The following is a 13,276-nucleotide window of genomic DNA, read 5'->3' on the forward strand; positions in this document are numbered from 1 at the left end:
GAGGAACGGCGTTTTTCGCGCTGGTATCGTTGCGCGCGGCATTCCGGCTTCACTTGCCGGCGCTCCAGAAATGCCAAAAGGGCTCAGCGCAGCCAGCCGCGATTCGCCCCTACCTCCGGTTCACCAGCCATATGCCCGCGCCCACCAGCGCCAGTGCGATGACAAGGCTTGCGGTCAGTTGCTCGCCGAAGATGAGCCAGCCGAAACCAACACCGAAGAGCGGCGTCAGAAAGGCATAGCTTGCCATGGCGGATGCCGGATAGACCGACAGCACCCAGAACCAGACGGTAAAGCCCACGGCCACCACACCGATCACCTGATAGGCAAAGGCGCCCCATAACAGCGGCGTCATGGCGCGGAACATGTCGCCCGTGGACCAGGCCAGCGCGATGAGGATCGGTGCGGAGATGGCAAGCTGATACAATAGCTGCATTTCCGGCGAGGATTTGGAGAGCTTCGTCGTGCGGGCAAGAATGGCAATGGCCGCCCATCCCGTCGCAGCTGCAAGCGCCATCAGATCGCCCGTCAGCATGACGTCCGCCGAGATGCCATTGCCGGCCGCACCGCCTGCCGAAGGCCGCAACATCGCCACCGCGACCCCGGCCATTGCAAGCACCAGGCCCAGTGCCCGCCGTTTCGTCATCGTGTCGCCTGGAATGAGAAAATGCGCCGCCACGGCAACCCACACCGGCATGGTGTAAAACAGCACCGCCGAACGGCTGACCGTGGTGCGCTCCAGGGCGCCGAACAACAGGTAAAATTCTGCTGCAAAGAAAAATCCGCATAAAATGCCGGGCAGCAGGCTGCCGTCGTCAAAGCGGATTTTCTTTCCCCGCCACGCCATGTAGGCGGCCACCGGCAGAACCGCAAAGGCAGAGCGCAACCCGGCCTGAAACGCCGGCGACATGCCGGCATTGACCAGCTTGATCAGCGCCTGGTTGAGGCCGAGATTGGCCGAGATCGCGATGAGCAGAACCGCCCCCAGCGCATCGATGTGCTGCTTGCGTTCCATCATGTGTGCCTCAGCCGCTGCATGGCAAGAATGATCATGCCCGCCACCAGGCCCCAGAAGGCGGCGCCAACCCCGAAAAAGGCAATGCCCGAGGCAGTGATGGCGAAAGTGGCCATGGCGGCGATCCGGTTGTCTTCCTTTTGAAGTGCGATCGAGGTCGCATTGGCCAGCGGCCCGAGCAGGGCAAGGCCTGCCACCAGCGCGATCAGGCTCGGCGGCAGGCTGGAAAACAGCGCTGCAAGCGATGCACCGAAAAGGGCAAAGAGGGCGTAGCTGGCAGCATAGGGAAAGGCGACCAGCCAGCGCTTGTTCCTGTCGGGATGGGTGTCCTTGCCGGTACAGATGGCAGCGGTGATGGCGGCCAGATTGGTGGTGGAAGCACCGAAAAAGGCCGACAGGAAGGAAAAGAAGCCGGTCACCGCGATGATCGGCCCGGCCGGCGGGTTGTACCCGTCGGTTTTCAGCACCGCCATGCCCGGCATGTTCTGCGAGGCCATGGTGACCAGATAGATCGGCACACCAAGGCCGATCAGGGCCGGCAGGGAGAATTCCGGCGCGATGAAGACAAGCCTGGAGGCTTCAAGCCCTCCAGAGCCTGCGATCCCGCCCGATACCAGCGCATAGCCAGTGCCCGCCAGCAGTACGGCGATAACCGCGAAGGCCGGATTGAATAACCGCAGCACGAAAAACAGGACGGCAAGCGGCAGCACAAAGACGGGCTCGAACCGTGCCGACTGGGCAGCGGCCAGAACGAAGGGCAGCAGAATGCCGCCCAGCATGCCCGCCGACACGCTGGCCGGGATACGCTCGACCAGTTGCGTGACCGGTTTGAACAGTCCGGTGATCACCAGCAGCACGGCCGCCAGGACAAAGGCCCCGACGGCCTGTTCCATGGAAAGCCCCGTGCTTGCCCCGATCAGCGCCAGCCCCGCTGTCGACCATGCGGTAATGATCGGCGTTTTGTAGCGCCATGAAAGGATGAGCGTTTCAGCCACCTTGGCAAGGCAGATCGCGGTAACCCAGCTCGCCGTTTGCGCCGGGGTGGCGCCCACGGCCTGGGCAGCGGCGATCAGCAGGGCAAGCGTCGCGGCAAAGCCGACAACCGCTGCGACCAGTGCGCTGGAAATCAGGGAAATCGGCATTGCATCAAAGCGTCCACAAAATGGCGGTGATCAAAAGGGCACCGATGCAGAGAATAGCCACGATGACATCCAGTTGTTTGCGGGAAACCGGCGTGGCTTCATGGCTTTCAAGCCGCTCGAGAGCGCGGCGGGCGTTACGCCGTGACGACAGGAATACCAAAACTGCCGTTGCCATGAAGACCGTTGCGGCCATCTTGGCGATCCAGGTCGGTTCGGTCTCCCGGAAAATCGCCTGGATACCAAGCGCAATCCCCACGCATCCGAGCCCCGCGCCGACCCAGCTTGCGAAGGTCCGTTCATTGGCCATCAAGGTCCGGTCCTCGGAAAGACGCGTACGATGCTGTGCCAGTTTTTCCTCTTCGTTTTCAGCCATCGGCGTGCGCCACCATTGCATCCAGTGTTCTAAGCAGCAGCGCGATGTCGCTTTCCCGTGAAAGCCGGTGATCCCCATCCTTGATCAGCGTCATGGTCACATTTTCCATCGGCAGGAATTCGGCAAGTTTCATGGCATGGCGCCATGGCACGTCGGGATCCTGCATGCCCTGAAGAATATGCACCGGACAACCGGTTTCGATCAGCCCGGTCATCACCCGGTTCTTCTCTCCATCCTCAAACAGCGCACGGGTAAAGATGTTCGGTTCGTCCGAATATTCCGACGGTTCCTCCATATAGCCCTGTTCGGCAAGCTGCCGCTTCTGGTCGCCGGTGAGTTCCGGCAGCATCAGTTCATGGGTGAAGTCCGGTGCCGGCGCAATCAGCACCATTGCATGCAACCTGTTTTCCCGCCCGGCCTTCTTGAGCTCCTGGGCCATGCGAAGCGCGATCCAGCTGCCCATTGACGAGCCGACCAGGATTTGCGGGCCCGCCGCAAAACGCTCGAATACGGCGAGGCTTTCCTCCAGCCAGCGCGATATCGTGCCATCGGCAAAGTCGCCGCCCGATTCGCCATGGCCGGAATAATCGTGCCGCAGGCATTGGCGGCCTGATTCGCTCGCCCACCGGTCGAGTGCTTCGGCCTTGGTGCCGATCATGTCGGACCGATAGCCGCCAAGCCACACAACTCCCGGCGCCTTGCCTTGCCGGTTGCGGACGGCGATCTTGCGCGCCGCGCTGCCGCTTCCCACGGTGATGTGTTCTGTCTTCAAGATATTTCCCCGTTGTGCCTGCCGTTCGCCCGGCTTCCACCGGGATTTAACCCCTACGCATTTTTATGTGATTTTGAAATCGATTCATGCTATGCGGCGCGTGCTGGCCGGAGTTTTCTTCGGCCTGCTATAGTTCGTGCGTTGTAAAACCGCCAAACGAAACAATACAGGAGAAAACGACCATTCGCCGTCCGCATAGAGCGCAAGCACCCGTCAAGACCGGTCCACGGTCCAATCAGGAAATCAATGTCCCTCAGGTTCAACTAATCGACGCCGAAGGCGAGAACCATGGCAATGTGACCATTGAGAGAGCCCTCGAAATGGCTGCCGAGGCCGGGCTCGATCTTGTGGAGATTTCCCCCAACAACAATCCGCCGATCTGCAAGATTCTGGACTTTGGAAAGTACAAGTACCAGGCGCAGAAGAAGGCTGCCGACCAGCGCAAGAAGCAGAAGACCCAGGACGTCAAGGAAATCAAGATGCGTCCGAATATCGACACCCATGACTATGAGGTGAAGATGCGCTCGGTGAAGAAGTTTCTCGAGGAAGGCGACAAGGTGAAGGTCACCTTGCGTTTTCGCGGCCGGGAAATGGCGCATCTGGAACTGGGCATGGAACTGCTTCAGCGTGTGAAGGAAGAAATTTCCGACATCTCCAAGGTGGATCAGGAGCCCAAGCTTGAAGGACGCCAGATGATGATGATGGTCTCACCTGTGAAATAACCTGCTACGATTGCTGGCGTAGCCCAGATTTCAAAGGCCGGCGTCAAGCCGGCCTTTTTGCGCTGGCAGTGCGCTTCAGGCCGGCAGGCAGGTTGGGCAGGCACTCATCCTCCAGGAAATTGATGAAATGGCGTGACAGCGAGCGCCTGCCGCTATTGGCCGGCCACACTGCGTGAACGCCGATGGGGTCGGTTTCCCAATTGTCCAGCACCTGCGCAAGGCGCCCCTCATGGCGTCCCGACTCGATATAGAATTTGGGCGCAAAGCCGAACCCCGCGCCCCGTTCGATCAGCTTGATCGCCCCCAAGGCGCTGTCGACCATGATGTTGGGTTTCGGTGAAATGGCTTCAAAGTCATTGCCGCCGCCCGTCTGGCGAAAGGTCAGCCGGTTGACCGCCAGATGGGTCCCGATCCATGGCACGTCTTCGCGCTCCAGGTCCGATGGCCGGTTGAAAGGGCCATGCTTTTCGATCATTTCGGGGGTTGCGACCGGCGCCAGTTCCCCGTCCATCAGCTTGCGCATCTTCAGGGATGAATCGACCATGGCTCCACTGCGGATGGCCAGGTCATAGCCCTCGCGCACCAGATCCTTGAACTGGTCGTCGAACGACAGCCGCAAGTGAATTTGCGGAAACTTGGCGATGTAACAGGCAAGCCAGTCCATGAAGGTCGATTCCAGAATGAGCGCCGGAAGGGCGACAGACAGCGTTCCCGACGGTGTTTGGGTGTCCCCCTCGACCTCATCGAACCCGTCTGCCAGCGCATCGAGCATGTTGCGGGCATGCACCGCAAAACGCCGGCCGGCATCGGTCAGGCTCAAACTTCGTGTCGAACGGTAGATAAGCGCCGTATCCAGCCGCTTCTCGAGCTGGCTGATATGCTGGCTTACCACCGGTGCCGACATGCCCAGCGCCTTGGCCGCCCCCGAAAACGAACCGGTTTCCGCCACCTTGGCGAAGACCGCTACCGGTTTGAGGTTTTCAATCATGGCTTCCTCCGCAGGGCTGGTTCAGGGGCGAATTTAATTATTCGATATTTCTGAATAGTCATTTTCATATATGACGGATTATCAACATAATCAATCCTCCCTATCTTGGCCTTGTCAGGACGGCACAGACCGGCGAACCGGTCAAAGCGGTCCCGATGAAAGGCCGGCCATGGTGGCCGGCATACAAAAGGAAAAAGATCATGAAACCGATCGTCGCAGCAGCAGTTATCGCCCTTGCCACCGCCAACCCGGTTCTTGCCGGCGACATGGCAGGCATTCCCCTTACCCTGCAGTTTGGTGACATGGAACGGGCACCGGTAACAGAACGGGCCACCAAGCAGGTTTCCGGTTATGCACCCGGCCTTTTTCGGCCGGCAGACACTAAAGTCCAGGCACCTGTCGAAGCAGATAGCGCTCAAAACGGCAAACCTGCGATTTTGCGCTGAAACAGCCTTCCTGCACGGTAGAAAATCTATCTACCGGCACTAGTTCGAAAAGCCCCTGTTGCCTGCCGGCAATGGGGGCTTTCGTTTGGCCGGTGACTCTGAAAAATATCGCAGGTACAGTCCATCCTGAACGCCGCCTTTTTTCTTGCCATTTGAGGCAGCGCCCCCTATAAGCCCCGCTATTGACCGGCTGGCAGGGCATGCCATGGCGGTCTGAGAGCGAAAGCTCCCCTGCTTTTCCTGATCCCTCGATATTCGGGCCCTTGTTTTTGGGATGGACCGGGAATGTCTTCGGCAGGCGGGGCTTTTCTGTTTGTTTTGAACACTGGAGAACGCAAATGCCCAAGATGAAGACGAAGTCCTCTGCCAAGAAGCGGTTCAAGCTGACCGCCTCCGGCAAGGTGAAGGCGCAACAGGCCGGCAAGCGCCACGGCATGATCAAACGCTCGAACGATTTTATCCGCAATGCGCGGGGCACCACGGTGCTCAGCGATGCGGATGCGAAAATCGTCAAGAAATACCTGCCTTACGCCAACTGAAGACCGGTTGGACCACAAGGCACACGGATTGAAGGAGTTTAGATCATGGCACGAGTAAAACGCGGCGTTACCGCCCACGCCAAGCACAAGAAGATTATCAAGGCTGCCAAGGGTTTCCGCGGCCGCCGCAAGAACACCATCCGCATCGCCAGTCAGGCTGTTGACAAGTCGATGCAGTATGCCACCCGCGACCGCCGGGCAAAAAAGCGCAATTTCCGCACCTTGTGGGTGCAGCGCCTCAATGCTGCTGCCCGCGAGAACGGCCTTACCTATTCGCGTTTGATGGACGGCCTCAACAAGGCCGGCATCGACATGGACCGCAAGGTATTGTCCGACATGGCAATCCATGAAGCCGAAGCTTTCGCTGCCGTTTGCAGCAAAGCCAAGGAGGCGCTTGCCTATCTGAAAGATACCACGCCCAACGCTTTTGAAAGTGCCGTCAAATAAGGCTGGCGCTTCCGAAGCTTGGACGAATACTGTAATCGGAACCCGCGCCGGCCGGTGAGCCTGCGCGGGTTTTTCTTTGAACCATAGTACGGAACCACAATCGCCATGACCGATGTGAACGCACTGGAAACGGAAATTCTTGCCGCCATCGACGCTGCTGCCGACGAAGCCGCGCTCGAAGCGGTGCGCGTCGGCGCGCTCGGCAAGAAGGGTACGATCTCCGAAAAGATGAAGACGCTCGGTGGCATGAGCGCCGAGGAGCGCCAGGTCATGGGTCCGGCGCTGAATGGGCTGAAGAGTGCGGTCACCGATGCGATCGCGGCGCGCAGGCAGGTACTGAAACGCGCAGCCATCGAGGAGCGGCTGAAAACCGAAACCGTCGACGTCACCCTGCCGGTGCGCGCATCGCCTGCCGAAGCGGGGCGCATCCACCCGATCAGTCAGGTGGTCGATGAGATCACCGCCATCTTCTCCGACATGGGCTTTGCCATCGCCGAGGGTCCCGACATCGAGACGGACTATTACAACTTCACGGCGCTCAACTTCCCCGAAGGCCATCCGGCCCGCGAGATGCACGACACTTTCTTCTTCAACGAGAAGGAAGAGGGGGAGCGCATGTTGCTGCGCACCCATACCTCGCCGGTGCAAATCCGCACCATGGAAAACCAGAAACCGCCGATCCGCATCGTCATTCCCGGCAAGACCTATCGTTGCGATTCCGATGCCACCCACTCGCCGATGTTTCATCAACTTGAAGGGCTGGTAATCGACAAATCCGCCAATGTGGCCAACCTGAAATGGGTGCTTGAGGAGTTCTGCAAGTCCTTTTTCGAGGTCGATCAGCTCAAGATGCGTTTTCGCCCGTCCTTCTTCCCCTTTACCGAACCGTCGCTGGAAGTCGATATCCAGTGTGACCGGTCGGGAACCGAAGTGAAGTTCGGCGAAGGCGGCGACTGGATGGAAATCCTGGGCTGCGGCATGGTGCATCCCAACGTGCTGCGCTTGAGCGGGCTCGATCCCGACGTCTATCAGGGCTTTGCCTGGGGCATCGGCATTGATCGCATCGCCATGCTGAAATACGGCATGCCGGACCTGCGCGCCTTCTTCGACGCCGATGCGCGGTGGATCGCCCATTACGGCTTCCGCCCGCTCGACATCCCGACCCTGTTCGGAGGGCTGAGTAGCTAGGGAGGCGAAAAGGAAACAATCGCAGCGTCAAACTCGTTCGTCATCCTCGGGCTTGACCCGAGGAACCAGAACCACAAACTGATGCCATGACCGGTTTTGTCTACATCATGGCGTCGAAACGAAACGGAACACTTTATACCGGCGTGACGAGCGACCTTGCCCGCCGGGTTTATGAACACAGGGAAGGGCTGATAGAGGGCTTCACCAAGCGCTATGATTGCAAGATGCTGGTCTGGTATGAGGAATATTTCAATGTTGCCGATGCCATCCAGCGCGAAAAGAGCATTAAGCGCTACTACCGGAAATGGAAGCTGGACCTGATCGAAAGCATCAATCCCGAATGGAATGACTTGTATGAAACACTTGGCTGGTAGCTGGTTTGGAAGGAACATCGCAACAGAACCCGTCATGCTCGGGCTTGACCCGAGCATCCAGCGTGAACGAATGAGTTTTTTGGTGCTGGATCCTCGGCTCAAGGCCGAGGATGACGAACGGAGGTTGGCTCTCAAATTGTCGGCGGAATTCTAGCAAGGTGAGAAATTGATATGAGTAGCAATTGGGGCAGACGATATCCTGGAAGTGGAGGCATTCTTTTCCCCAAAAACCGAAATACCAACCTGGAAAACAAAGCTAAGTCGGCTGGGTAAGCAGCCCGTGAAAAAAGAAAAAATTCGCTTCGGCGGAAAATCATATTGATACAAGCAGAGTTGGAAACCGAGAATTTGTCGTCCGAAAAAAGAGCAGAACCAATGGCTGCATTGGAAAAACGTAAAAGATCGTTTGCTGAAGCAGTTACAACTACGTTGAACCGGAAAGAGAAATGACCCGCTATACCGACGCAGCATTGCTGACGGGAGAGTATGCCCATATGGCCGCGCAATTGCGGGCCGGGGACCGCACCGCGCCGGGGCCTGCCGAATGGGAGAAGACCGCCTGCGACAACCAGGCGGAGGAAGCCGCCCAGGACGTTGCCAAGCACATCTTCGCCTTTCAGCAGTCGCTTGATCCTGAAACCGAACAGCTTGAGGTCTTTACCTATTCGGCTGCAGGCCAGATCAAGGTGCTTGCCGTGGTGCCGGGCGAGGGCGACCTGCTGCGCATTGACGGCTTGCTGATGCCGGCGGCAAAACCCGCCTCGGTCATCATTCATGCCGCCCTGCTTTCGCTGACCCTGACCCGCGTTCCCCTGGCAAAGGACGAAACGCAGGACGAGGGGCTCAAAATCGGTTTTGTCATTTTCGACGAGCTGAAAGAGCGCCAGAAAGCGCGCTACAAAAGCAAAAAGAAGAAACTGCATGTGGACCTGACACAGCCTTTCGGATTGCCCAATACTGCTGCCGGGAAAAAACCTGCCCGCCGAAAATCCGGCAGCAAAAAAACCGGCAAGACAAAGGGCAGTACAAAGCCATGACCGGCAAAAGCGAACATCGCGGCCACTGCCGCTGCGGCGCGATGGTCATGATCGCGGCAGCAGAGCCGGTGTTTTCGGTCTATTGCCATTGCGATGATTGCCGCCGGGCGGCCGGCGCGCCTGTTCTTGCGGCGGTGGCCTTCATGAAAGACGCCATTGACTGGCAATCGGCCGGCAGCCTCAAGCGCCACACCAACGGCACCGCCCATCGCCTTTTCTGCGGCGAGTGCGGTTCGCCCGTTGCCCAGGAGCATGACAGCGCCGCCGACCGAACCTTCTTCAACACCGGTTTCATGGACGCGCCGGAACGCTATCCACCGCAAGCTCATACCTTCGAGGGCGAGCAGCTTGGCTGGCTGGAACTGAAAGACAGCCTACCCCGTGCGAAAGCCACGCTTTCGATCAAAAGACCATAACGAAACGGACCTGAAACGATGAAGTTCACTTTGTCCTGGCTCAAGGACCACCTTGAAACGGAAGCATCACTCGATGAAATCGTCGAGCGGCTGACCATGATCGGCCTTGAGGTCGAAAGCGTTGACGACCGCGGCCGCTTCAACGATTTCGTCATCGCCAGGGTCCTGAAGGCGGAAAAACACCCCGATGCCGACAAGCTGCAGGTGTTGTCAGTCGACAAGGGCGACGGCAAGCCGGTGCAGGTCGTCTGCGGTGCGCCCAACGCCCGTGCCGGCCTCGTCGGCGCCTTTGCTGCTCCCGGCACCTATGTGCCCGGCATCGATCTGACGCTGGCGGTCGGCAACATTCGCGGCGTTGAAAGCCATGGCATGATGTGTTCGGAGCGCGAACTTGAACTCTCCGACGATCATCAGGGCATCATCGATCTGCCGGAAGATGCGCCGGTCGGTACGCGCTTTGCCGATTATGCCGGTCTTAACGATCCGATCATCGAGATCGGCCTGACCCCGGACCGTGCCGATTGCACCGGCGTTTACGGCATCGCCCGCGATCTGGCCGCTGCCGGTCTCGGTACGCTGAAGGACGGTTCGGTCGAACCGGCAAGGGGCGAGGGTGACTGTCCGGTGAAGGTAAACATCGAGGCGCCCGATCTGTGCCCCGGTTTTGCCCTCCGCCTGGTAAGGGGCGTAAAGAACGGGCCCTCACCGAAATGGATGCAGCAGCGCCTTCTTGCGATCGGCATGCGGCCGATCAATGCGCTGGTGGACATTACCAATTACGTCACCTTCGACCGGGGCCGCCCGCTGCACGTTTTCGATGCCGCCAAGGTCAAGGGAAACCTGACCGTTCGCCGCGCGAAGGAGGGTGAGAAGGTCCTGGCGCTCGATGGGCGCGAATACACGCTGACGCCGGAAAACTGCATCATCGCCGACGAAAACGGCGTTGAATCGATCGCCGGCATCATGGGCGGCGAACACTCCGGCTGTGACGGGTCAACGACCGATGTGCTGATTGAATCGGCGCTGTGGGATCCCATGAACATTGCCCGTACCGGGCGTGATCTTGGCATCATCACAGATGCCCGTTACCGCTTTGAACGCGGCGTCGATCCGGAATTCATGACCGATGGCATGGAACTTGCCACGCACCTGGTGCTGGATTTCTGCGGCGGTACGCCGACGCAGCCGGAAATCGTCCTTGGTAATCCCACTCATACCGAAGGCGGGGTCGTCGGGGCAAGCGGTCACCACTACAGGGAGGTTGATTTCCCCTTCTCCGAAACGAAACGCCTGACAGGCCTCAACGTTGAGCGCGAGGAGAGCATTGCGATCTTGACGAAGCTCGGTTTCAAACCGACCGGCAATGACACCGGTAGCACGGTGCGCTTCATCGTGCCCTCCTGGCGGCCGGACATTGAAGGCAAGGCCGATCTGGTGGAAGAGGTGATGCGCATTCATGGCATCAACGAGATTGAACCATCGCCGCTGCCGTCCCCTGGCGCCGTTTCACGGAAAATCCTCACCACCGGGCAGATTCGCTCGCGCAATGCCCGCCGGGCACTGGCTGCCCGGGGGATGCTGGAAGCGGTCACCTGGTCTTTCATTTCCAAAGACCATGCCGATGCCTTTGGCGGAGGCAAGGAAGAACTGGCGCTTGCCAACCCGATTTCCGCAGACATGTCGCACATGCGGCCCTCTCTGCTGCCAGGCCTGCTGACGGCTGCCCAGCGTAATGCGGATCATGGTGTAGCTGATGTGGCGCTGTTCGAGGTCAGCCATCTTTATGAAGGCGACAAACCCGACCAGCAGCGCCGTGTTGCTTCAGGCATCCGCCGGGGCACCGCCAAACTACAGGGGGCAAGCCGTCACTGGTCCGGAAAATCCGATGCCGTGAGCGTCTTTGATGCCAAGGCCGATGCGCTTTGCGTGCTGGAAGCCTGCGGCATGGATGCCTCCAAGGTGCAGGTGGAAGCAGGTGGGCCGGACTGGTTTCATCCCGGCCGGTGTGGAACCATCAAGCTCGGGCCGAAAATTGTACTCGGTACGTTTGGCGAGTTTCATCCCATGGCACTGGAAACCCTCGATGTGGCGGGGCCTGCCTGCGGATTTGAGATGTTCCTCGATGCCATTCCCCAGCCGCGCGCAAGGGCAACCAGAACCAAGCCGCCGCTGTCGCTTTCCGCTTTCCAGGCGGTCAAGCGCGATTTCGCTTTCGTGCTCGACAAGGACAAGGACGCGGCAAGCCTGCTTCGGGCAGCTTCGGGCGCCGACAAGAAGCTGATTACCGGCGTTTCCGTCTTTGATGTTTTCGAAGGCGCGTCGCTTGGCGAGGGCAAGAAATCGATTGCCATCGAGGTGACTTTGCAGCCGACCGAAAAGACGCTGACCGATGAGGAGATCGAGGGTGTCTCGAAAAAGATCATCGAGAACGTGGAAAAATCCACCGGCGGGGTGTTGAGGGGGTAGGGCGCAAAATACCGATTCAAATCAAGTAGTTACAGAATATGTTAGTAACTATTTGAATCTATTGAATTTTCAAACATATACTGCTATATATATAATGCCTGACTGAGACTGCGGAAGTAGCAGGGGTAAGTCTGGCTTAAGGGTGGGACTTGTTCCCACCCTTCGCTTATCGGATTATCCCTTTCGCATCTTCTCGATTACACTCATAAACTAATACGGAGTTCAATTGGTCAAAAGACTGGTGGATTCTTCGCTTCCTAGCGTTAGGTGTTGGAAACTCTCTACGAAGTAATCCGTGGGCGATAAAATCAGCAGACTGGATAAAAAAGCTGTCCTGCGAAGGCTTGAACTGCGGGTCTTCTAGGATTCGTTCAATTGGAATGTTCTTGAATATATCCCCATTATCCCAGACTTGCCGGTTACTTGGTATTGGATTGAAGACCCGCATCCTCCTAACAAGGCGCCGATATTGTGTTTCTTTGCCTTCGTCGCACACGAGGAAGGCATAGGAATCCCACGCCTGCATTGTTCTGTTTACACGGTTTAGCAGTCGCTCAAATGCGCGAAATTGATCATCGTCACTGTTGCAAACATTAAATACTCTAACATCAAACCGCTTCATGTATTCTATCACTTGAAAGTGCTTATGAAAGATTTGCGCGCGCTTGTGCCGCGACAAGTGCCCCAAAATAGGGCCACTTCCGCGGCCTGACAAAAAGTGAGTGGCGTGTAATTCATAGGCAATTGGAATGTTGTGAATCTCCTTAAGGTGTTGTCGCCAGCTTTTGATGAAAGCAAATGCTTCGTTCCACCTTCGGTGAGGCACAGCAATGGCAGAGAAAATGTGATTTGGACGATCTGTAGAGTCGTCAATGTACAGAAAATGCATCTAAGAACTATATACTGAGCTCTCCTCTCGAAAAAGAATAACCGAAGTAGATTCAACATGGGAATCCCCGAATCCGAACTTGCCGAAAAGTTCATCCATGCGGCCGGCCCCGGCGGGCAGAACGTCAACAAGGTGGCAACCGCCGTTCAATTGCGCTTTGACGTGCGCAATTCGCCGTCGTTGACCGCCTATGTGAAAAACCGGCTGCGCCAGATCGCCAGCCATCTGATGACGGGCGAGGGCGAACTGGTGATCGAGGCTTCGCGCTACCGCACCCAGGGCCGCAACCGCGAGGATGCCCGTGCGCGGCTTGCCGAACTGATTGCCGAAGCGGCCAGGCCGCCGCCCAAGAAGCGCAGGAAGACCAAACCTTCCAAGGGAGCGATCGAGCGCCGGCTGAAAGCCAAGGCAGGCCGCGGCCAGGTCAAGAAACTGCGCGGCAGGGTGCGCCGGGAAGATTGACCC

16 protein-coding genes are annotated in these 13,276 nt (G+C 58.1%); 10 read left to right on the plus strand and 6 right to left on the minus strand.

Annotated features, from left to right (window positions below):
• Positions 1-109: 109 nt before the first annotated feature.
• The 4 genes from BVL55_RS00645 to BVL55_RS00660 are packed head-to-tail and all read right to left on the minus strand — an operon-like array spanning position 110 to position 3,299.
• Positions 110-1,015 carry a DMT family transporter gene (locus BVL55_RS00645; protein WP_083649282.1) on the minus strand — a complete coding sequence of 302 codons (906 nt, stop codon included), beginning with the start codon at positions 1,013-1,015 and terminating at the stop codon, positions 110-112.
• Positions 1,012-2,154, minus strand: a complete 1,143-nt coding sequence (locus BVL55_RS00650) for a benzoate/H(+) symporter BenE family transporter (RefSeq protein ID WP_075995286.1) — start codon at positions 2,152-2,154, stop codon at positions 1,012-1,014. Before BVL55_RS00650 ends, BVL55_RS00645 begins: the two co-directional genes overlap by 4 nt.
• Positions 2,155-2,158: 4 nt before the next feature.
• On the minus strand, positions 2,159-2,527 hold the full coding sequence (locus BVL55_RS00655; RefSeq protein WP_075995287.1) for a YidH family protein: 369 nt from the start codon (positions 2,525-2,527) through the stop codon (positions 2,159-2,161).
• Complete coding sequence (locus BVL55_RS00660; protein ID WP_244530555.1) at positions 2,520-3,299, minus strand: alpha/beta hydrolase; 780 nt, start codon at positions 3,297-3,299, stop codon at positions 2,520-2,522. The genes BVL55_RS00655 and BVL55_RS00660 overlap by 8 nt, the downstream gene beginning before the upstream one ends.
• A 182-nt stretch (positions 3,300-3,481) precedes the next feature.
• On the opposite strand from BVL55_RS00660, the gene infC reads away from it, so the two are divergent.
• Positions 3,482-4,021, plus strand: coding sequence for a translation initiation factor IF-3 (gene infC / locus BVL55_RS00665; RefSeq protein ID WP_075997782.1), 540 nt, complete (start codon positions 3,482-3,484; stop codon positions 4,019-4,021).
• A gap of 43 nt (positions 4,022-4,064) precedes the next feature.
• Here the strand turns inward: infC and BVL55_RS00670 are convergent, their stop codons facing one another.
• Entirely contained in the window at positions 4,065-5,009 is a 945-nt protein-coding gene (locus BVL55_RS00670; protein WP_075995289.1) for a LysR family transcriptional regulator, read from the minus strand.
• A 200-nt stretch (positions 5,010-5,209) separates the two neighbouring features.
• On the opposite strand from BVL55_RS00670, the gene BVL55_RS00675 reads away from it, so the two are divergent.
• From BVL55_RS00675 to pheT, 8 genes are all read left to right on the plus strand, one after another.
• Positions 5,210-5,455 carry a hypothetical protein gene (locus tag BVL55_RS00675; protein WP_156892371.1) on the plus strand — a complete coding sequence of 82 codons (246 nt, stop codon included), beginning with the start codon at positions 5,210-5,212 and terminating at the stop codon, positions 5,453-5,455.
• 338 nt (positions 5,456-5,793) lie between these two features.
• Positions 5,794-5,994: a 50S ribosomal protein L35 gene (gene rpmI, locus BVL55_RS00680; protein WP_075995291.1), complete on the plus strand. Its 201-nt coding sequence runs from the start codon at positions 5,794-5,796 to the stop codon at positions 5,992-5,994.
• 45 nt (positions 5,995-6,039) lie between these two features.
• Positions 6,040-6,441: a 50S ribosomal protein L20 gene (rplT, locus tag BVL55_RS00685; RefSeq protein ID WP_075995292.1), complete on the plus strand. Its 402-nt coding sequence runs from the start codon at positions 6,040-6,042 to the stop codon at positions 6,439-6,441.
• Between the two features lie 105 nt (positions 6,442-6,546).
• Entirely contained in the window at positions 6,547-7,629 is a 1,083-nt protein-coding gene (pheS, locus tag BVL55_RS00690) for a phenylalanine--tRNA ligase subunit alpha (RefSeq protein ID WP_075995293.1), read from the plus strand.
• A gap of 86 nt (positions 7,630-7,715) precedes the next feature.
• Positions 7,716-8,003 carry a GIY-YIG nuclease family protein gene (locus tag BVL55_RS00695; RefSeq protein WP_075995294.1) on the plus strand — a complete coding sequence of 96 codons (288 nt, stop codon included), beginning with the start codon at positions 7,716-7,718 and terminating at the stop codon, positions 8,001-8,003.
• Positions 8,004-8,449: 446 nt separating this feature from the next.
• Entirely contained in the window at positions 8,450-9,040 is a 591-nt protein-coding gene (locus tag BVL55_RS00700; protein WP_075995295.1) for a hypothetical protein, read from the plus strand.
• Positions 9,037-9,456 (plus strand): GFA family protein, encoded by a 420-nt coding sequence (locus tag BVL55_RS00705; RefSeq protein ID WP_075995296.1) that lies wholly within the window; start codon positions 9,037-9,039, stop codon positions 9,454-9,456. The genes BVL55_RS00700 and BVL55_RS00705 overlap by 4 nt, the downstream gene beginning before the upstream one ends.
• Before the next feature lie 18 nt (positions 9,457-9,474).
• Positions 9,475-11,922: a phenylalanine--tRNA ligase subunit beta gene (gene pheT / locus BVL55_RS00710; RefSeq protein WP_075995297.1), complete on the plus strand. Its 2,448-nt coding sequence runs from the start codon at positions 9,475-9,477 to the stop codon at positions 11,920-11,922.
• A gap of 166 nt (positions 11,923-12,088) precedes the next feature.
• Here pheT and BVL55_RS00715 read toward each other — a convergent pair whose 3' ends face one another.
• On the minus strand, positions 12,089-12,811 hold the full coding sequence (locus tag BVL55_RS00715; RefSeq protein WP_075995298.1) for a DUF3800 domain-containing protein: 723 nt from the start codon (positions 12,809-12,811) through the stop codon (positions 12,089-12,091).
• A 57-nt stretch (positions 12,812-12,868) separates the two neighbouring features.
• Here BVL55_RS00715 and arfB point away from each other — a divergent pair, with 57 nt between their 5' ends.
• A complete protein-coding gene (gene arfB, locus BVL55_RS00720) occupies positions 12,869-13,273 on the plus strand; it encodes an alternative ribosome rescue aminoacyl-tRNA hydrolase ArfB (protein ID WP_075995299.1) in 405 nt (134 codons plus the stop codon).
• Positions 13,274-13,276 lie beyond the last annotated feature (3 nt).

The organism is Salaquimonas pukyongi (assembly GCF_001953055.1).
GTDB lineage: Bacteria > Pseudomonadota > Alphaproteobacteria > Rhizobiales > Rhizobiaceae > Salaquimonas > Salaquimonas pukyongi.